This window comes from Paractinoplanes toevensis (assembly GCF_018332695.1).
GTDB lineage: Bacteria > Actinomycetota > Actinomycetes > Mycobacteriales > Micromonosporaceae > Actinoplanes > Actinoplanes toevensis.
The window spans coordinates 1-17,922 of sequence record NZ_BOQN01000167.1; the positions used below are offsets into that span (position 1 = coordinate 1).

The 17,922-nt window shown below is 70.6% G+C and carries 19 protein-coding genes; 12 read left to right on the top strand and 7 right to left on the bottom strand.

Going from position 1 to position 17,922, the window contains the following annotated elements; genetic code table 11:
* Both Ato02nite_RS48475 and Ato02nite_RS48480 read left to right on the top strand, forming a co-directional pair.
* On the top strand, window positions 1-1,235 hold a 1,235-nt coding region (locus Ato02nite_RS48475; protein ID WP_246608203.1), incomplete at its 5' end, for a RecB family exonuclease.
* Window positions 1,232-4,669, top strand: coding sequence for an ATP-dependent helicase (locus Ato02nite_RS48480; protein WP_213013516.1), 3,438 nt, complete (start codon window positions 1,232-1,234; stop codon window positions 4,667-4,669). The genes Ato02nite_RS48475 and Ato02nite_RS48480, both read left to right, overlap by 4 nt.
* Here Ato02nite_RS48480 and Ato02nite_RS48485 read toward each other — a convergent pair.
* Window positions 4,637-5,044, bottom strand: coding sequence for a pilus assembly protein CpaE (locus Ato02nite_RS48485; RefSeq protein WP_213013517.1), 408 nt, complete (start codon window positions 5,042-5,044; stop codon window positions 4,637-4,639). The genes Ato02nite_RS48480 and Ato02nite_RS48485 overlap by 33 nt on opposite strands.
* A gap of 222 nt (window positions 5,045-5,266) precedes the next feature.
* Here Ato02nite_RS48485 and cspE point away from each other — a divergent pair, with 222 nt between their 5' ends.
* Window positions 5,267-5,470, top strand: a complete 204-nt coding sequence (gene cspE / locus Ato02nite_RS48490; RefSeq protein WP_030442529.1) for a transcription antiterminator/RNA stability regulator CspE — start codon at window positions 5,267-5,269, stop codon at window positions 5,468-5,470.
* Between the two features lie 83 nt (window positions 5,471-5,553).
* Here the strand turns inward: cspE and Ato02nite_RS48495 are convergent, their stop codons facing one another.
* Entirely contained in the window at window positions 5,554-6,267 is a 714-nt protein-coding gene (locus Ato02nite_RS48495; protein WP_213013518.1) for a lysophospholipid acyltransferase family protein, read from the bottom strand.
* A gap of 116 nt (window positions 6,268-6,383) precedes the next feature.
* On the opposite strand from Ato02nite_RS48495, the gene Ato02nite_RS52780 reads away from it, so the two are divergent.
* Together Ato02nite_RS52780 and Ato02nite_RS48500 are read left to right on the top strand one after the other, a co-directional pair.
* Window positions 6,384-6,506 (top strand): hypothetical protein, encoded by a 123-nt coding sequence (locus Ato02nite_RS52780; protein WP_281419909.1) that lies wholly within the window; start codon window positions 6,384-6,386, stop codon window positions 6,504-6,506.
* Window positions 6,507-6,554: 48 nt separating this feature from the next.
* A complete protein-coding gene (locus tag Ato02nite_RS48500; RefSeq protein ID WP_213013519.1) occupies window positions 6,555-7,442 on the top strand; it encodes a hypothetical protein in 888 nt (295 codons plus the stop codon).
* Here Ato02nite_RS48500 and Ato02nite_RS48505 read toward each other — a convergent pair.
* The 4 genes from Ato02nite_RS48505 to Ato02nite_RS48520 are packed head-to-tail and all read right to left on the bottom strand — an operon-like array spanning window position 7,439 to window position 10,730.
* On the bottom strand, window positions 7,439-8,377 hold the full coding sequence (locus Ato02nite_RS48505) for an ABC transporter permease (RefSeq protein ID WP_213013520.1): 939 nt from the start codon (window positions 8,375-8,377) through the stop codon (window positions 7,439-7,441). The genes Ato02nite_RS48500 and Ato02nite_RS48505 overlap by 4 nt on opposite strands.
* Window positions 8,367-9,158, bottom strand: coding sequence for an ABC transporter ATP-binding protein (locus Ato02nite_RS48510; RefSeq protein WP_213013521.1), 792 nt, complete (start codon window positions 9,156-9,158; stop codon window positions 8,367-8,369). The genes Ato02nite_RS48505 and Ato02nite_RS48510 overlap by 11 nt, the downstream gene beginning before the upstream one ends.
* A gap of 17 nt (window positions 9,159-9,175) precedes the next feature.
* Complete coding sequence (locus Ato02nite_RS48515; protein WP_213013522.1) at window positions 9,176-10,285, bottom strand: ABC transporter substrate-binding protein; 1,110 nt, start codon at window positions 10,283-10,285, stop codon at window positions 9,176-9,178.
* A 13-nt stretch (window positions 10,286-10,298) separates the two neighbouring features.
* Window positions 10,299-10,730, bottom strand: coding sequence for an RrF2 family transcriptional regulator (locus Ato02nite_RS48520; RefSeq protein ID WP_213013523.1), 432 nt, complete (start codon window positions 10,728-10,730; stop codon window positions 10,299-10,301).
* 181 nt (window positions 10,731-10,911) lie between these two features.
* On the opposite strand from Ato02nite_RS48520, the gene Ato02nite_RS48525 reads away from it, so the two are divergent.
* The 6 genes from Ato02nite_RS48525 (at window position 10,912) to Ato02nite_RS48550 (ending at window position 16,785) form a co-directional block, all read left to right on the top strand.
* Entirely contained in the window at window positions 10,912-12,219 is a 1,308-nt protein-coding gene (locus Ato02nite_RS48525; RefSeq protein ID WP_213013524.1) for a M16 family metallopeptidase, read from the top strand.
* A 76-nt stretch (window positions 12,220-12,295) separates the two neighbouring features.
* On the top strand, window positions 12,296-13,612 hold the full coding sequence (locus Ato02nite_RS48530) for a M16 family metallopeptidase (RefSeq protein WP_213013525.1): 1,317 nt from the start codon (window positions 12,296-12,298) through the stop codon (window positions 13,610-13,612).
* Complete coding sequence (nudC, locus tag Ato02nite_RS48535) at window positions 13,612-14,574, top strand: NAD(+) diphosphatase (RefSeq protein WP_438873129.1); 963 nt, start codon at window positions 13,612-13,614, stop codon at window positions 14,572-14,574. The genes Ato02nite_RS48530 and nudC overlap by 1 nt, the downstream gene beginning before the upstream one ends.
* 136 nt (window positions 14,575-14,710) lie before the next feature.
* Window positions 14,711-15,565 (top strand): phytanoyl-CoA dioxygenase family protein, encoded by an 855-nt coding sequence (locus Ato02nite_RS48540; protein WP_246608204.1) that lies wholly within the window; start codon window positions 14,711-14,713, stop codon window positions 15,563-15,565.
* Between the two features lie 84 nt (window positions 15,566-15,649).
* Window positions 15,650-16,063, top strand: a complete 414-nt coding sequence (locus Ato02nite_RS48545) for a hypothetical protein (protein WP_213013527.1) — start codon at window positions 15,650-15,652, stop codon at window positions 16,061-16,063.
* Window positions 16,060-16,785, top strand: coding sequence for a hypothetical protein (locus tag Ato02nite_RS48550; protein WP_213013528.1), 726 nt, complete (start codon window positions 16,060-16,062; stop codon window positions 16,783-16,785). The genes Ato02nite_RS48545 and Ato02nite_RS48550 overlap by 4 nt, the downstream gene beginning before the upstream one ends.
* 44 nt (window positions 16,786-16,829) lie before the next feature.
* Here Ato02nite_RS48550 and Ato02nite_RS48555 read toward each other — a convergent pair whose 3' ends face one another.
* Window positions 16,830-17,072, bottom strand: coding sequence for a mycoredoxin (locus Ato02nite_RS48555; RefSeq protein ID WP_213013529.1), 243 nt, complete (start codon window positions 17,070-17,072; stop codon window positions 16,830-16,832).
* An 80-nt stretch (window positions 17,073-17,152) separates the two neighbouring features.
* Between Ato02nite_RS48555 and Ato02nite_RS48560 the strand changes: the two genes are divergently transcribed.
* Window positions 17,153-17,922, top strand: a 770-nt coding sequence (locus tag Ato02nite_RS48560; protein ID WP_438873130.1) for a UvrD-helicase domain-containing protein, incomplete at its 3' end; no start/stop codon positions are given.

Sequence of the window (17,922 nt, forward strand, 5' to 3'; positions counted from 1 at the left end):
CTGGCGGGCCGGGCGATCCGGCCAAGCCCGGCGATCCGGCCGATCCCGACGACATCGGCGGCCCTGCGGATCCCGCGGGCCTCGTCGGTCTGGCCGATTCCGGCGGTTCGGCGGTTTTTGCGCCTGGCGGGCTGGGCGGCGAGCACCTGGTGGAGCCGGGTAGCGGTGAGAGCGCGGTCGAACCCGTCGGTGGTGGGGACGCCGCGTCGGCCGTGGAGGAGCGGGTCGATGCGGCCATCGAGCTTCCGGTCGGGCGGGCGCCGCGGGCGCTGACGCTGGCGGGACTGGTGGCTGAACTCCGTACCGTCGTGGTGGGGAAGGACCAGACGCCCAGCCGGCGGCGCGCCGCGGCCGCCGAACTCGCCCGGCTGGCCGCCGCCGGTGTGCCCGGAGCTCATCCGGACGAGTGGTGGGGGCTGCGGCCGTTATCCGACGATCGGCCGCTGGTCGACGAAGGGCAACCGGTCAAGGTCACCCCCTCCTCGATGGAGAGTGCGCTGCGTTGCAGCCTGCGCTGGCTGCTGGAACGCCACGGCGGTGCGGCACCGCCGGGGCCGGCGCAGGGGGTGGGCAACTTGGTGCACGCGGCCGCGATGCTCGCCGAGGACGCCAACGCCGACCGGGAGAAGCTGGTCGAGTACGTCTCGGCCCGGTTTGCCGAGATCGAGCTGGCCGCGCGCTGGCTGGCCGGTCCGGAGCAGGAGCGTGCCCAGGGCATGGTCGACAAGTTGCTGCGCTGGCTGGCCGGCAACCCGCGCCGGCTGCTGGCGATCGAGCACGAGTTCACGGTGCGGCTCGAGGACGAGACGCGGCCGATTCAGCTCACCGGGCGAGTGGACCGGTTGGAGGTGGACGAGGAGGGCCGGCTGGTCGTCATCGACCTGAAGACCGGCAAGTCCACGACCGTCTCGTCGGCCGATGTGGAGGAGCACGCCCAGCTGGCCGGATATCAGGCCGCGGTGGAGGCGGGTGCGTTCGGCGATTACGGGCTGGCGAGTGGTGGTGCGGCGCTGGTGCAGCTCGGGCCGGGGAAGGACGCCCGGGAGCAGATGCAGCTGCCGCTGGCCGACGCGGTCGACCCGCAGTGGGCGCACGCGATGGTGCGGCGCACCGCCGAGACGATGGCCGCGGCCACGTTTTCGGCCGTCGCCAACAGCCGGTGCCGGGTCTGCCCGGTCCGCACCAGCTGCCCGATTTCCGGCAAGGGGCGCCAGGTAGTAGAAGATACGCAGTGACCCAGCCCAGCCTCTTCGCCGACGAACCGGCGGCGCCGCGCCGCCGTGCCGACTCGGGACCGCGCTACACGCCGGCCGAGTTGGCCAGGCTGTTGCGCCTGCACCGGCCGACCGAGGAGCAGATCGAGATCATCTCGGCGCCGGTGCGGCCGTTCCTGGTGGTGGCGGGGGCTGGCTCGGGCAAGACCGAGACGATGGCTTCGCGGGTGGTGTGGCTGGTCGCCAACGGTTATGCCCGGCCGGACCAGATCCTCGGCCTCACCTTCACCCGCAAGGCGGCCGGCGAGCTGGCCCACCGGGTCCGCACCCGGCTCGGCCAGCTGGTGCGCCGGATCGGCCGGGACGACGCGTTCGCCGGTGAGGCCACCATCTCGACATATCACTCCTATGCCGCCCGGGTCGTCACCGAGCACGGCCTGCGCGCCGGTTACGAGCCGTCGGCCCGGTTGCTCACCGAGGCGGCCCGCTGGCAGATCGTCGACTCCTTGGTGCGCTCCTACACCGGCGAGATGACCGGCCTGAACCGGGCGCCGGGCACGGTCACCGACGACGTTCTGGCGCTCTCCGGCGAGCTCGCCGAGCACCTGGTCACCCCGGATCAGCTGGCCGCCTGGACCGGCCGGTTCTTCGCCGAGGTGCAGGAGTTGCCGGGCCGGGTCTACAAGGACGTCGCCGACACTCTGGCGCGGCAGCGCCACCGGCTCACCCTGCTCCCCCTGGTGCGCCTCTACGAGCAGCGCAAACTCGACCTGGAGGCGATGGACTTCGGCGACCAGATGGCCCGGGCCGCGCTGGTCGCCCGCAACCATCCGGCGGTCGGCGAGGTGGAGCGCGACCGGTTCCGCATCGTGCTCCTCGACGAGTACCAGGACACCAGCCACGCCCAGGTGACGATGCTGAACGCCCTGTTCGGCGGCGGCCATCCGGTGACCGCGGTCGGCGACCCGTGCCAGTCGATCTACGGCTGGCGGGGTGCGTCGGCGGGCACGCTCGAGCGTTTTCCGGCGCAGTTCCCCGATGCTCAGGGCCGGGACGCGCGGGTGCTGGGCCTGACCAGGAGCTGGCGTAACCGCCCGCAGATCCTGTCGGTGGCGAACGAGCTGTCCCGGCCGTTGCGGGCGGCCGGTGCGCGGGTGGCGACCCTGGTGGCGGCGCCCAACGTCAAACGGGACGTGGGGGGCCGCACGGTCACCTGTGCACTTTTGGAGACGTACGCCGAAGAGGCCGAATGGATCGCCGAGCAGATGCTGACCGCCTGGCGGATCTCGTCCGGCCGGCCGCAGGCCGAGGCCGACGAGATTCCGCTGGAGCAGCGCCCGACCAGCGCCGTGCTGGTGCGGGTGCGCAGCCAGATCCCGGCGATCGAGCAGGCGCTGCGCCGAGTCGGCCTGCCGGTCGAGGTGGTCGGCCTGGGCGGTCTGCTGGACACGCCGGAGGTCCGCGACGTCACCTCGACGCTGCGGGTGCTGGCCGACCCGACCGACGGTGCCTCGCTGCTGCGCATGCTGACCGGCTCGCGCTGGCGGATCGGCCCGCGTGACCTGGTCGCCCTGCATCGGCGGGCCCGTTCGCTGGCGGCCGCCCGGGCCGAGGTGGTCAACCGGACCGAGCCGGAGGAGATCCTGGCCGACCGGCTCGACGACGCCACCCTGATCGAGGCGATGGCCGACCTGGGTGCCCCGCAGCAGTACTCGGCCGAGGGCTACCTGCGGCTGCGGGCGTACAGCCGGGAGCTGAGCTCGCTCCGGCAGCGACTCGACCAGCCCCTGCCCGACCTGGTCGCCGACATCGAGCGGACGACGGGCCTGGACGTCGAGGTGGCGGTGCGCGGCTGGCAGGCCGGCGACGCCGGGCTGGCTCGCGGTCACCTGGACGCGCTCGGTGATGTGGCGGCCCGCTACGCCGGCGAGACCGACGGTGGCACCCTCGCCGGTTTCCTGGCCTTCCTGGCCGCCGCCGAGGAGGAGGAGCGGGGCCTGGAACCGGGTCAGGTCGACGTGGTCGAGGGTGCCGTGCAGATCCTGACCGCGCACGCCGCGAAGGGCCTGGAGTGGGACGTCGTGTCGGTGGCCGGCCTCAGCAAGGGCGTCTGGCCGGGGCTGACTCGGGGCACCGACCATTACCTGATGGGTATCGGCGTGCTGCCCTTCCCGTTGCGCGGCGACTCGGACGGCCTGCCCCGGCTGGACCTGTCCGAGGCGGTCGACCAGAAGGATGCGCTGGCCGCGGTGTCGGCGTTCGGCCGGGAGTGGCGGGAACACGACGTACGGGAGGAGCGCCGCCTCGCGTACGTGGCGGTGACCCGTCCTCGACGGCTGCTGCTGTGCTCCGGCTACTGGTGGGGCGATGGCGTGAAGCGGCCGCGCGGCCCGTCGGTCTTCCTCGACGAGATCCGGGCGACCTGCGACGGCGGTGCCGGCGTGGTGGACCGCTGGACGCCGGAGCCGACGCCGGAGGCCACCAACCCCGCGACGGGGGAGGCCGAGCCGATGGAGTGGCCGTTCGACCCGCTGGGCCGGCGCCGCCCGGCGATGACCGTGGCCGCCGACCTGATCCGCCGGATGATCGCCGACCCGGACGCCTCGGCCGCGGCCGCCTTCGCCGATCTGGCCGCCCGGGAGCCGGAGGTGGCCGCCCGGGCCGGGTTCGCCGCCGAGCTGGTCGGCATCCCCCCGGAGGAGATCCGCCAGGCCACCGAGAACGCCGATGCCGCGGCCGACGACCCGGACATCGCCCGCTGGCGCCGGGAGTCGGTCCTGCTGCTGGCCGAGCGGGAGGAACGGGCCCGCCGGGACGGCCCGCTGGAGGTGGCCCTGCCCACCCACCTGTCGGTCTCCCAGCTGGTGGTGCTGCGCCGCGACCCGCAGGCCCTGGCCCGCTCGCTGCGCCGCCCGCTGCCGCAGCGCCCGGCACCGCAGGCCCGGCGCGGTACCGCGTTCCACGCGTGGCTGGAGCAGCGGTTCGGGTCGGCCCGCCTGATCGACATCGACGAGCTGCCGGGTGCGGCGGACGAGGACGCGGCCGCCGACGAGGAGTTGGCGGCGCTGCAGGCGGCGTTCCTGAGCGGCGAGTGGGCCGAGCGCACCCCGATCGAGGTGGAGGTCCCGTTCGCGACCTCGGTGGCCGGGGTGGTGGTGCGCGGCCGGATGGACGCCGTCTTCGCCGAGTCGGCCAACCGCTACGACGTGATCGACTGGAAGACCGGCCGCCGCCCGTCCGGGGTCGAGGCGGAGGCCGCGGCCGTGCAGCTGGCCGCCTATCGGGTGGCCTGGGCGTCGCTCGCGGGGGTGCCGGTGAACCGGGTCAAGGCCGGCTTCCACTACGTGCGCGACCAGGTCACCGTCCGCCCGGTCGATCTGCTCGACGCGGACGAACTGGCGGCCCTGGTGGTCGAGGTCCCGCTACTGGGTGATCGAGGCCAGCAGGTGCAGTAACGCCGACGCGTACGCCTCGTCGGCGGTCGCCCCGGCGAACCGTCGTTCCTCGCCGAGCAGGTCGATGTGTACCTCGTACCCGTCGGCGTCGCGGCGCAGACCGCGGAAGGTCCCGCCGAGCAGTTCCCGCAGCTGGTCCTCGCGGGGCAGCCAGATGGTCTCGTCGATCTCCACGTCGTCGAGGGCCCACTCGGTGGTGCCGTTGAAGCCGATCACCTTTCCCTCCGGCATCGTGTGCACCTCGATGGTCATGTTGCTGAGCACGAAGACCTCCTCGTCGAGGTCCCGGTCGGGAATCGCGAAGCGATCGCCCAGCGCCGGCTTCCAGATGAGGCCGGCCTCCTTCAGCTGTTGTGCCAGATGTGTGCCGATCACCGCTGAACCCCCTAACCCGTGCTACGCTCCGACCGTTGTTCGTTTGGTTCCCAAGTACTTAGGAGCGCCTGTGGGGAAATCTGCCCCAGGCGCTCTTTGTCGTAACCCGGGTTTCTCCGGTTCGGGCGATCAGTACGGCGACACGAGACTCGGGAAATCCGAGTCTTATCACACCGCTCCCGTCCATAATGGCGGGAGCGATCGACCGTCGAGGAGACGATCATGGTTACCGGCGTTGTGAAGTGGTTCAACGCGGACAAGGGCTTCGGGTTCATCACCCCGGACGACGGCGGGGCCGACGTCTTCGCCCACTTCTCCGCGATCCAGATGTCGGGCTACCGCAGCCTGGAAGAGAACCAGCGGGTTGAGTTCGAGGTTACGCAGGGCCAGAAGGGCCCGCAGGCCGCGAACATCCGCGCAGTCTGACCCTTCATCAAAAACTAAGATCGAAAAATCGGCGTCGCACCCCAGCCCGGGGTGCGGCGCCGACGTGTTTCGAAAGCCAAAGGTCAGACGGCTGCTGCCTCCGGCAGCGGCGCCGTGCCACCCATGTGCGCGGGGAGCCACCAGCGGTCGTCGGGACCGGCAGGCTTTTCCGGGTACGCCTTCTGCACCGCGTCGAGCAGTTCGCTGAGGCGGGTCCGCAGCGTGGCCGTCAGCGCCTCGGGGGTGACGCCCTTGGGCAGCTCGATGGCCTCGCCGACCTTGATCAGCACGGGGACGTGCCGCTTGGTCAGGTCTTTCTTGTGGCCCTTGGTCCACAGGCGATGCGGACCCCACACCACCATCGGGATCAGCGGCACCTTGGCCGAGCGGGCCAGCCGCACCGCGCCCGACTTCATCTCCTTGACCGTGAACGACTCGCTGATCGTCGCCTCCGGGAAGACACCGACCACCTGACCGTTCTTCAGCGCGGTGGTGGCCTCGCGGAACGATGAGGCACCGGCGTCGCGATCGACCGGGATGTGCCGCATGCCGCGCATCAGCGGGCCGCTCACCTTGTGGTCGAAAACCTGCTTCTTCGCCATGAAGCGCACCAGGCGCTTGGCCGGCTGGGCGGCCAGGCCGCAGAAGATGAAGTCGAGGTAGCTGACATGGTTGCTCGCCAGCACCGCCCCACCCTCGCGCGGAATGTGCTCGGCGCCGTCGACCTCAATCCGCATGTCGAGGGCGCGGAACATCGTCTTGGCTAAGGCGATGACCGGGGGATACACGAGTTCCATGGAGAGACGGTAGCCGAAACACCTGAAGATCGGCTGGTTCGGGGTGCAACCACATGGCCCTCTGCGGCGTCTTAGTCGGTGACGCTCATTTCCGTGACCGGTCCGGGGGGATCCGCATGCGCAGCACGTCCGCACGCCGTGAGCTCGCGTTCGTGTTCGGGGTGGCCTGCGCGGGTCTGGCGCTGGTCCTCGTGGTCGCGTTCACGCCGTGGTATACGGCGGTTCCGCCGATCGGCTGAGCGAGCGCCGTGACGCAATAGCAGCCTGCGTGGTGTTCACTGGGATTCATGTCTGAGCCGACGACCTTCTCCTGGCAACAGCCCGGTGGCCGGTTCGCATCGGGCATGGTGACGGCCCCGGGTCTGCCGCCGGTCACCCCGCCGCCGCGCGATCCACCGCCGGACGAGAAGCCGGGGCCGGACGGGCCGCAGCGCCGCCGCCGGCAGATGCTGATCTTCGCGGGCATCGCGGGCGCGATCCTGGCGATCGGTCTGACGATCATCCTGCTCCTGGTGTTCGCGTCCGGCAGCAACCCGTTCCGCGACCGGGCGTCCGCGCCGACCGACGTGCGGCCGCCGCTGGCCCAGGCCTGCCCGGCGCCGAGCGTGTCACCGAGCGCCGGGCCGACCCAGGCGCCGAGCGCGCTGCCGCCCGAGACCGGCGCACGGACGACGGACCCGGATGCCGGCATCTCCTACAAGGCGTACGGGGCGCCCTGGGTCCCGTGGAACACCGTGTGGCGGGCCGGGACGCTGGAGGTGCCGTACAAGGTGGGGCAGCATTTCGTGACCGAGCCCTACAGCGGCGGGGAGTACCACGCGTCGATCCTGTCCGCGGCGGTGCCGGCCGCCGACAACGACGGCGGGATCGTCGACCTGGAGTGTGTGGGCCGGCAGGTGGCCGCGGACGTGCGGGCGGAGTATTACCCGCAGCCCAACACGATGGAGATGATCCAGGACAGGATGACCACGCTGGGCGGCAAGCCGGCCTATCTCAACGAGTTCCGGCTGCACTTCAAGCAGGCCGGGCTGACCGCCACCGACGAGCTCTCGGCAGTGGCGGTCATCGACGTCGGCAAGTCGACGGCGGCTGTCCTCTACGTCTCGATCCCGGGCACCCACAAGCAGTGGGACTTCGTGGTCGACGACGTGCTCAAGTCGGTCCGGACTCCCTAGCTGCCGGTCAGGCCCCAGCGCTTGCGCAGGGCGTTGTCGGCCGCGTTGAACAGCACATCGATCAGGATGCCGATCACCAGCACCACGATGATGTAGCAGATCACCAGGCTGGAGTCGGAAAGATCACGAGCCTGCTGCATGCGTACGCCGATGGAGAGCGCACCCGGCACGATGACCAGCAGCTCACCGGCCATCAGGCTGCGCCAGGAGAACGCCCAGCCCTGCTTGAGCCCGGAGATGAACGACGGCAGTGACGCCGGCAGGATCAGGTGCCGGTATTTCGCGAGGCCCTTCATGCCGAGCACCTGGCCGACCCGCAGCCAGGTGCGGGGCACGTAGTCGATCCCGCTGATCAGGCCGTTCGCCACCGACGGCGCGGCGCCGATGATGACCACGAACATGATGGCGCTCTCGCTGATCTGGAACAGCAGGATGGCCAGCGGGAACCACATGATCGACGGCATCGTCTGCAGGCCGGTGATCAGCGAGCCGATCGCGGCCCGCAAGGGCGCGAAGCGGGACACCGCGGCACCCACCGCGGTGCCGATGATGACGGCCAGTGCGAAGCCGGTGAGCGCCCGGATCAGGGTCAGCCGTACGCCGTCCCAGAAGTCACCGGTGGTGATCACGTCGCCCAGGTCGGTGAAGACCGTCTTCGGCCCGGGCAGCACGTATTCCGGCTTCCACTCCGACCACACCACGATCTGCCAGATCAGCACGACGATCGCGATGGCCAGCAGCTTCGGCCAGGCGCTGCGCCAGATCCGCTTGCCGAGCGTGCCCTTGTCGCTCCTCGGCGCCAGCTCCAGCGCATCGAGGCCGCTGACCTGGTCGTTCGTCGGGTTGACGCCGACCTTTTCGGGCACCTCGGCGACCGCGCTCTCGCCGCCGGCGCCTTCCAGCCCGGCACGGGCGGACGGGTACTTAATGGGCATGGCGGGCGACCTCCGCGCGGAGCCGGTCGGTGATCTCGGCGGCCTGGCCGGAGACCTCGGGGGAGTCGATGCGCCGGGGGCGCTCGTGGGTGATCGGGAAGTCCTCGATCACCCGGCCGGGCCGGCTGCTGAGCAGGATCACCCGGTCGCCGAGCCGCACCGCCTCGCGCACGTTGTGCGTCACGAACAGGACGGTCAGGTTCTGCTCCCGCCAGATCCGCTCCAGCTCGTCGTGCAGGATGTCGCGGGTCATCGCGTCGAGCGCGCCGAACGGCTCGTCCATCAGCAGGATGTCGGCGTTCTGGGCGAGCGCCCGGGCCAGCGCGACCCGCTGGCGCATGCCGCCGGAGAGCTCGTGCGGCCGTTTGTGGCCAAAGCCACTCAGCCGCACGATCTCCAGCAACTCCTCGGCGCGCTTGCGGCGCTCGGCCTTGCCCACGCCCTGCAGTCGCAGCGGCAGTTCGACATTGCCGACGACGGAGAGCCAGGGGAACAGGGCGGCCTCCTGGAACATCAGCGAGACGGGTCGCCCGCCGATGTCCAGGGTGCCGCCAGTGATCTTGTCGAGCCCCGCGACCAGCGAGAGCAGAGTGCTCTTGCCGCAGCCGGAGGCGCCCAGCAGGCAGACGAACTCGCCCTGCCGGACGGTCAGCGAGACGCGGTCCAGGGCGAGCAGGGCGTTGCTGCCGGACCCGTACTGCTTGGAGACGTTCTCTAGGCGGACAACCGCGTCCCCGCGGCCGGTGTCCGGCCGCGGGGTCTGGGTTTCAACAAGGCTCACTGGCTCTCCCTGGGGAATCAGGACGCAGCGTCGCTGACCGCCGGCTGTCCAGCCGCGGTCAGCAGTGCGTTCAGCGCTCCGAGGTCGTAGATGCCCTTGAGGTCGACGTCCTTGAGCAGGCCGACGTCCTGGGCGTGCTTGGCACTGGTGTACAACGACGCGGCGATCGGGTCCGCGGTGAATGTCAGGTTCTTGAACGCGGAGGCCAGCACGTTGTCCTTCAGCGGCTTGCCGCTGAGAGCCTCGATCTGGGCGTTGGCCGCCTTCTGCGCGTCCGCGTCGCTGGTCTTGATGAAGTCGAGCGCCTTCAGGTGCCCCTGGATCAGCTTCGTGACCGTTCCCGGGTACTTCTTCAGGAACTCCTGGCTGACGATCACGTGGGTGGTGACGAACTGGCCGCTCGTGTCCGTCCAGAGGTCCTTCTCGTTGACCAGCAGCTTGCCGCCGGCCTCGAGCTGGTACCGGCTCAGGAAGGGCTCCGGGATCCAGGCGCCGTCGATCGCGCCCTGCTGGAAGGCCTGCAGCGCGGTGGCGTTGTCCTGCGGCAGGATCGAGACGTCGCCGCCGCCCTGGGCGTCGGCGTTGAGGTTGTTCGACTTGAGCCAGGCCCGCAGCGCCACGTCCTGGGTATTGCCCAGCTGCGGCGTCGCGAGCTTCTTGCCCTTGAGGTCGGCCGGGCCGTTGATGGCCGGCTTGACCACCAGGCCGGCGCCGCCGGAGGTGCTGCCCGCGATGATCTTCAGCGACTGGCCCTTGGACTGCGCCCAGCTGTTGATCGCCGGGTTCGGGCCGATGTAGGTGGCGTCGATGGCGCCGGAGACGAGCGCCTCGATCGCGGCAGGCCCGGCGTTGAAGGTCTTCGCGTCGAGCTTGGTGCTTCCCAGAGCCTCCGCGAACAAACCCTTGTTCACGCCGACCAGGGCGGGCGCGTGGGTGATGTTCGGGAAGTAGCCGAGCCGGAGCGCCGACGCCTCGGCGCCGCCGGACGCGGACGTGGTGGGAGTGCCGTCCTCGTCGTCGTCGCCGCAGGCCGCGAGGGCGGACGCGGTCAGCAGGGCGCCGGCGATGGCGAAGACGCGCCGCCGGGGCAGCCCGGCACCCAGCTGCGGAAAGGTGGGGGAGCTCATCTCACTCCTAATTTCAGTTCTTCATCGGGGAGGGTTGGTGCGTTCCGGCCAAGCGGGAGAGCTCGGCCAAGGTCTTGTGGTCGACGACGCCTTCGATGGCTTCCTCGACGGCGACCCACACGTCGCGGAGCCCGGAGGCCGCGCCGTGGTAGGTGGTAGTGGCGGTGGGCATCCCGCGGACCGTGGTCAGGGCACCGCCGACCGCCCGGACCACGTCACCGACGGTGATCTCGGTGGCCGGTCGGGCGAGGGCGTAACCGCCGTCGACGCCGCGGTGGCTGTGCAGCAGTCCGGCTCGCCGGAGATCGAGCAGGATTCCCTGTAAGAAGCTCAGCGGGATGTCCTGGGTCGCGGCCAGGCCGGCGGCCTTGACCAGGTGGGGATGCTCGGCCGTGATGGCGAGCATGGCTCGGACGGCATAGTCGGTGCGCGCCGACACATACACGATCCGGCCCTCCTCTCCGGTCTCCCGGTTGCGAAACTCTGCTTTACCTATCCGATGGATGGGAATAATGGACGAGGTGGGATTGCCGCGTCAAGACCGGACCGCATAGCGGGACCCGATCGAGGCAAGATCCGTGACCTGCCGTGCCGCCGGTGAACACGGAGCGCGCTAATGTCAGTCCGTGGCGCGCAGCAGAAAGATCCCCGCAACGAAGTACCCGGTGGAGCGATTCACCCTGGACAACGGCCTGCGGGTGGTGCTCACGCCCGATCGCAGCGCACCGGTCGTGGGCGTCGCCGTGGTCTACGACGTGGGCATCCGCTCCGAACCCGAGGGGCGCACGGGCTTCGCTCACCTCTTCGAGCACCTGATGTTCCAGGGCTCGGAGAACCTCGAGAAACTCGCCCACTTCCGGCACGTGCAGGGCGCCGGGGGCACGTTCAACGGCTCCACCCACCTCGACTACACCGATTACTTCGAGGTGCTGCCGGCCGGCGCCCTCGAACGAGCGCTCTTCCTCGAGGCCGACCGCATGCGCGGCCCGCGCCTGACCGAGGAAAACCTGCTCAACCAGATCGACGTGGTCAAGGAAGAGATCCGGGTCAACGTCCTGAACCGGCCGTACGGCGGGTTTCCCTGGCTCAAGCTCCCGCCGGTGATGTTCTCCACGTTCGCCAACGCGCACGACGGCTACGGCTCGTTCGACGACCTGGAGAGCGCGACGGTCGACGACGCGAAGGCGTTCTTCGACCGCTACTACGCGGCCGGCAACGCCACCCTCGCGGTGGCCGGTGACTTCGACGTGGCCGAGGCGACCGCGATGATCCGCCGGCACTTCGGCGACGTGCCGGCCCGCCCGGCACCGAAGCTGCCCGACTTCGACGAGCCCGGCCACGACGGCGAGCGCCGCGACACCTACACCGACCGGCTCGCCCCGCTCGGCGGCGTGGCCAGCGCCTGGCGGGTGCCCGACCCGATCGCCCACTTCGCCGACTACCTGCCATTCGTGGTGCTCGCCGAGGTGCTCACCGACGGCGAGGCGTCCCGCCTGATCGAGCGGCTGGTCCAGCGCGACCGGTCGGTCACCAGCATCGGCGGTTACATCGGGTTCATGGGCGACGAGTTCGGCGTGCGCAACCCCACCGCGCTGCTCCTGCAGGCGCACATGCCGCCCGGCGGCGACTCCGAAAAGGTGCTGCGCACCGTCGACGAGGAGATCGACCGCCTGGTGCAGGACGGCCTGACCCCTGGCGAGCTCGAGCGCACCCAGGCCCGCATCGCCACCCACCTGCTGCGCGACACCGACGCGGTGCTCGGCCGGGCGCTGCCGATGGCCGTGCTGGAGCTGCAGCGCGGCGACCCCGGGCTGCTCAACGAACTACCCAGGCTGGTCGGCGAGGTCACCGAGGCCCAGATCGTCACCGCCGCGGCCACCCTGCGCCCCGAGGGGCGTTCCACCGTCGAGGTCCTTCCCGGAGCTGCTTCATGAGCGAGCGTAGCGAGCGAATCAGTAAGCGCAGTGCGGAATTTGCTCTTGGCAGCTCGGAGCGAAGCGAGGAGCTGACATGAGCGCCAAATCCCTGCCCGATCTGGTCCCCGACGCCAAGCTCAAGCTGCCCAAGCAGGCCGAGCGCACGCTGCCCGGCGGGCTCACCGTGATCGCCATCCGGCGCACCTCGGTGCCGCTGGTGGAGCTGCGCCTGCGGATCCCGTTCAGCAAGGCGGCGCTGCCCCGGGCCACTCTGCTGTCCCAGGCGCTGTTCACCGGCACCGGCACGATGTCGAGCGTCGACATCGCGGCCGGGTTGCAGGCGGTCGGCGGCGGCCTGTCCGCGGGTCTCGACCCGGACCGTCTGCTGGTTACCGGTAACGCGCTGGCCTCCGGCCTGGACCGGATGCTGGAGATCCTGGCCTCGGTGCTCACCGACCCGGCCTACCCGAAATCCGAGGTCGCGACCGAGCGCGATCGCCTGGTCGACCACATCCAGGTGGCGCTGATGCAGCCGGGGCACGTGGCCCGCACGGCCCTGCTCAAGCGGATGTACGGCAACCACCCCTACGCGGTGCAGACCCCCGAGCCCGACCAGGTGCGCGCGGTTCGCCCGGCCCAGCTGCGCAGTCTGCACGCCGACCGGGTCCGGCCGAACGGCTCGGTGCTGGTGCTGGTCGGCGACATCAGCCCGGAGAAGGCGATCGACGCGGCCGAGAAGGCGCTCGGCAGCTGGACCGGCCCCGGCCGGGAGGAGACCGTGCCGGCGACGCCACCGCTGGAGCCCGGCCCGCTGCTGCTGGTCGACCGGCCCGGCGCGGTGCAGTCCTCGCTGCGGATGGCGCTGCCCGCGGTGTCCCGCACCGATCCGCAATATGCGCCCCTGCAGCTGGCCAACCTGGTCTTCGGCGGCTATTTCTCGTCCCGCTGGGTGGAGAACATGCGCGAGGACAAGGGCTACACGTACGGCCCGCACACCTCGATCGAGCACTACCTGGCCGGCTCGGCACTGCTGGTCGCGGCCGAGGTCGCCACCGAGGTGACCGGCCCGTCCCTGCTCGAGACCCTCTACGAGCTCGGCCGCATCGCCAGCCTCCCGCCCGGCGAGGAAGAGCTCGAACAGGCTCGCCGTTACGCCCTCGGCACGCTGCGGCTCGGCATGTCGACCCAGGCCGGCCTGGCCGGGCTGGCGAGTATGTACGCGAGCTTCGGCCTGCGTCTGGAGCACCTGCGCGAGCACTCGGCGGCCCTGGCCACCGCGACGCTCGACGAGGTCGCCGCGGCTGCGTCGGAGTTCCTGGCCCCGTCCCGGGCGGTCACCGTGGTGCTCGGCGACGCGGAGAGGGTCGCCGCGCCGCTGGCGGCCCTGACGACCGTGGAGCGCGACGCCTAGTGACCATTCCGCCGGAGTTCACCAGCGACGTGCCGCCGCTGGCCCGCACGACGCTCGACCGGTCCGCACTGCGCCGCAAGGACGACGCCTGGCTCGCCGAGGCTTGGTCGCGTGGCCTGGTGCTGGTCGTCGACCCGGCCAAGGGCGGCCGGGCACTGATCGCCGACCGTCCGGACGGCGGTGCCGGGCTGGTGCTGGTGGCCGCGGCCGACGCGCCGGAGGTCGAGCACTGGTTCCTCGGCATCGACACCGACGGCACCCCGCTCTGGACGGTGGCGGCGCCGCTGCCCGAGGTGACCGGCACCCGGTCGGTGACCCTGCGCGATGTCGGGCACCTGCTCGACGACCGGGACGCGGGACTGTTCACGGCCGCGGCCGCGCTCGGCAACTGGCACCGCAGCCACGTGTTCTCGCCGAAGACCGGGCTGCCCACCGAGTCGGTCGAGGCCGGCTGGGCGCGGAAGGACCCCGAGGGCAACCTGATGTGGCCGCGCACCGACCCGGCGATGATCGTGCTGGTGCACGACGGGGTGACCGGTCCGGCCGGGCGCTGCCTGCTCGGCCACAACTCCACCTGGCCGCCCAGCCCCGACGGTGTGGTCCGGTTCTCCTGCCTGGCCGGTTACGTCGAGCCCGGCGAGTCGGCCGAGGCGGCGGTCTGGCGCGAGGTCGCCGAGGAGGTAGGCATCGGGCTGACCGGCCTGACGTACTCCGGAAGCCAGTCGTGGCCGTTCCCCGGTTCGCTGATGCTCGGTTTCCACGCCACCGCCGACCCGGACACGCCGATGCGCCTCGACCCCGAGGAGATCGACGAAGCTCACTGGTTCACGCGGGACGAGGTCGCCAAGATGATCGCCGGAGGCTTCGTTCACCCCGATACGGGCATCAAGATGAGCCTTCCTATGCGATCCTCTATCGCGTTCTACCTGATTGAGACCTGGTTGGGCGGTTTCGGCCGATAGTGGATCGAAGTTGCTCTAAGTAGAGAAGTTTTCTGCTTCCGGAGTAACCAAAACGCGCCTCCGCCGCGTCTCGAAGTACAAAGACCGAGAGGTGGAAATTTCGATGACGCAGGTGGAAGCGCCGGCATGGACCCCCATGACGGACGACGAGCGTGCCAAGTTCGACCAGGACGGGATTCTCGTGATTCCCGGCGTGCTCAGTGAGAGCGAGATCAAGGTCGGGCAGAACGCGATCCAGGGTGCGTACGAGCGGGCTCAGCAGCCCGGCGGCCACGGCCTGAGCGCGACCGGTGCGCTGCACCAGCTTTCCGCGATTACCTCCGTCCCCGAGCTGGCCTACCTGATCGACCACCCGGTGGCGTTCAAGTACATCTGGTCGCTGCTGGGCTGGAACATTCACATTTACCACTCCCACGTGGACGTGCACCCGCAGATCCACGAGAAGACGAAGGAGTGGTGGCACTGGCACCAGGACGGCGGCCGGCAGAACCGGGAGATCGAGACCGATCCGCGCCCGATGCTCTCCGTGAAGCTGGCGTTCTGGTTCTCCGACGTGAGCGAGACCGGTCGCGGCAACTTCACCGTGATCCCCGGTAGCCACAAGACCAACTGGCTGCCCGGCCCGCCGAGCCGTGGCGTTCCGTGGCCGGAGCCGGAGGGCGCGACCCAGGTCACCGCGAACCCCGGCGACCTGGTCGTCTTCGACCGCCGCATCTGGCACGCGCGCTCCGACAACTACTCGCCCTTCACCCGCATGGGCGCGTTCTTCGGTTACACCCCGCGCTGGATCGCCGGCCGCGACGACGTCGCCGATCTGCCGCAGACGGACTGGTTCGACAGCCTCAACCCGGTGCAGAAGCAGCTCCTCGGCCACGCCGGCGACGGCAGCGGAGACCACGCCTGGGGCCACTTCCCGGAGACCACGCCGCTGTACGGCGCGCTCAAGGAGCGGGGCCTGCTCGACTCCAGCATTCCGGCTCTCATCCCGTAACCACCGGTTAGAGTCCCCCATGTGGGGCAAACCGGGACATTAGACAAAGCGGCGACCGCGGCGGGCCGGCTCATCCTCGAAGCATTGGGGGAAGAGCGCCCGGCGCGGTCGCTGTCTCGTCTCAACGACTCGCCACGCGCCGTCCGGCTGCTGCGCGAGCTCTTCATCGTGGCGGTCCGCCGCAGCTTCGTCGGGCGTGAACCGCGCGACGTAACCCGCTACGTGCGGGACCTGCTCGAGTACCAATCACTGCCGGCCCAGGGTGAGTTGGCCCGGGAGGCCGAGGCCATGATCCGGGCCGGCATCAGCGAGCCGGAGCTGGCGAACGGCGTGCCCGAGCTGCGCCGCTTCGAGCTGATCTGCCACGTGGTCGGCGACCTGGCCCGCCCACCCGGCGTGCCCGACGGCGAGTTGCTCGCCCTCGTCGATCAGGCCGAGCAGCGGGTGGCCCGCTTCGACCGGCCGCGCAACCGGGTCGTCGGCCGGCGGTCGATGTGAGCCGCAACCGTCGCCGCTCCACCCAGCGCGCCGAGATCGAGGAGCAGGTTGCGGAGCTGCCCGAGGAATCGGCTGAGGTGAGCCCGAGCCGACGCCGGTCGGCCCAGCGCGCCGAGACCGAGGAGCAGGTGGCCGAGCTGCCCCCGCCGCAGTCCGAGGCGAACCGGAGCCGTCGCCGGTCGGCCTGGCCGACCGAGCCGCCGTCGGTGACGGGGGAGCGGCAGCACGAGGAACACCGGACGGCCTCCGTCGGCGCGCTCTCCGGCCAGCTCCCGCCCGGGATGGACCACCAGCCCGGGGTGATCGCCACGCCGGCCGGTCGGTACCTGCGGCAGGCCGCCCGCGACGACGCACCCGCCCGGCTCGGCACACCTCCGAGTGACATCGACGACGCGGCTCGCCGGGTGTGGGAGATCGCTTTCGGTCTGGCGGTGCGCCGTCGGTTCGAGCCCGAGACTCCGCTCACCGAGATCAGCCGCACCGTGGCCACGGCCGTGCACGAGCACGCCGTCGCCGGCCTGCCGATCCTCGACGCCGAGATGCTGGTGCGGCACGCGCTCGGTGAGACGGTTCCGATCGGCGACATCGACGGCAGCATTCTGCTCGCCGTACACCTGCTGCTCTTTGCCTCGCTCGCCGACGAGTTGGCCCTGGGCGACGAGGAACTCGACGCGATCATCGCGGATGCCGAGGAGAAGGCCGCTTCGCTCGTCCCCGCGTAGGCAGAAGCGCGGCATCCCATCGGGATGCCGCGCTCCGCGGAAGATCAGGCGGCGATCGCCGCGAGGTGCTCCTTGACCTGAATGATCGACGGGTTCGTCAGAGCCGAGCCGTCGTCGAACTTCAAGGTCGGGACCGTACGGTTGCCGCCGTTCACGCTCTGCACGAACTCCGCCGCCGTCTCGTCCTGCTCGATGTCGACTACGTCGTATGCGATGCCTTCACGGTCGAGCTGCGACTTGAGTCGGTGGCAATAACCGCACCAGGACGTCGAATACATGGTCAACATCGGTCAAGATCCTCTCGGCTGGGTCACATGGCACTCCGCCTTCCGGCATAACGTCAGACCCGAGTGCCATGATTCCCGACGTGCTGAGTGATGCGGTGCTGGCCGGGCTCGACCCCGAACAGCGGACGGTGGTGACCGCGCCCGCGGGCCCGGTCTGCATCCTGGCCGGTGCCGGCACCGGCAAGACCCGGGCCATCACCCACCGCATCGCCTATCGCACGCTCACCGGCGAGATCAGCCCCCGGCACGTGCTCGCCGTCACGTTCACCGCGCGGGCCGCCGCCGAGATGCGCGCCCGGCTCGGCGCGCTCGGTGCCACCGGCGTGCAGGCGCGCACCTTCCACGCCGCCGCCCTGCGCCAGGTGCGCTATTTCGCCTCCCGGCTGCTCGAGGGCCGGGCGATGCCCGAGCTGCTCGAGTCCAAGGCCCGCATGGTCGGCCTGGCCGCGGCCCGGGTCGGTGTCCGCGCCGACCGCACCGCCGCCCGCGACCTGGCCGGTGAGATCGAGTGGGCCAAATCGTCGCTGGTCGAGCCGGGGGAATATGCGGTGGCCGCCACCAAGGCCCACCGCGAGCCGCCGCACGAGCCGGCCAAGGTCGCCGAGGTGTTCGCGGCCTACGAGACGCTCAAGCGCCGCCAGGGCGTGATCGACTTCGAGGACATGCTGCGTGCCGCGGTCTGGGGCATCGAGGAGCACGCGGATGTCGCCGACGAGATCCGCGCGCAGTACCGGCACTTCGTCGTGGACGAATACCAGGACGTCAACCCGCTCCAGCAGCGGCTGCTCGACGCCTGGCTGGGCGGCCGCGACGACCTCACCGTGGTCGGCGACGCCAGCCAGACGATCTA

What these genes read in the sequence shown, in the direction of transcription:
- cspE (WP_030442529.1), top strand. Translation starts at nt 5,267, where the DNA reads ATGGTTACCGGCGTTGTGAAGTGGTTCAACGCGGACAAGGGCTTCGGG.
- Ato02nite_RS48495 (WP_213013518.1), bottom strand. Translation starts at nt 6,267, where the DNA reads ATGGAACTCGTGTATCCCCCGGTCATCGCCTTAGCCAAGACGATGTTC.
- Ato02nite_RS52780 (WP_281419909.1), top strand. Translation starts at nt 6,384, where the DNA reads ATGCGCAGCACGTCCGCACGCCGTGAGCTCGCGTTCGTGTTCGGGGTG.
- Ato02nite_RS48500 (WP_213013519.1), top strand. Translation starts at nt 6,555, where the DNA reads ATGTCTGAGCCGACGACCTTCTCCTGGCAACAGCCCGGTGGCCGGTTC.
- Ato02nite_RS48505 (WP_213013520.1), bottom strand. Translation starts at nt 8,377, where the DNA reads ATGCCCATTAAGTACCCGTCCGCCCGTGCCGGGCTGGAAGGCGCCGGC.
- Ato02nite_RS48515 (WP_213013522.1), bottom strand. Translation starts at nt 10,285, where the DNA reads ATGAGCTCCCCCACCTTTCCGCAGCTGGGTGCCGGGCTGCCCCGGCGG.
- Ato02nite_RS48530 (WP_213013525.1), top strand. Translation starts at nt 12,296, where the DNA reads ATGAGCGCCAAATCCCTGCCCGATCTGGTCCCCGACGCCAAGCTCAAG.
- Ato02nite_RS48540 (WP_246608204.1), top strand. Translation starts at nt 14,711, where the DNA reads ATGACGGACGACGAGCGTGCCAAGTTCGACCAGGACGGGATTCTCGTG.
- Ato02nite_RS48555 (WP_213013529.1), bottom strand. Translation starts at nt 17,072, where the DNA reads ATGTTGACCATGTATTCGACGTCCTGGTGCGGTTATTGCCACCGACTC.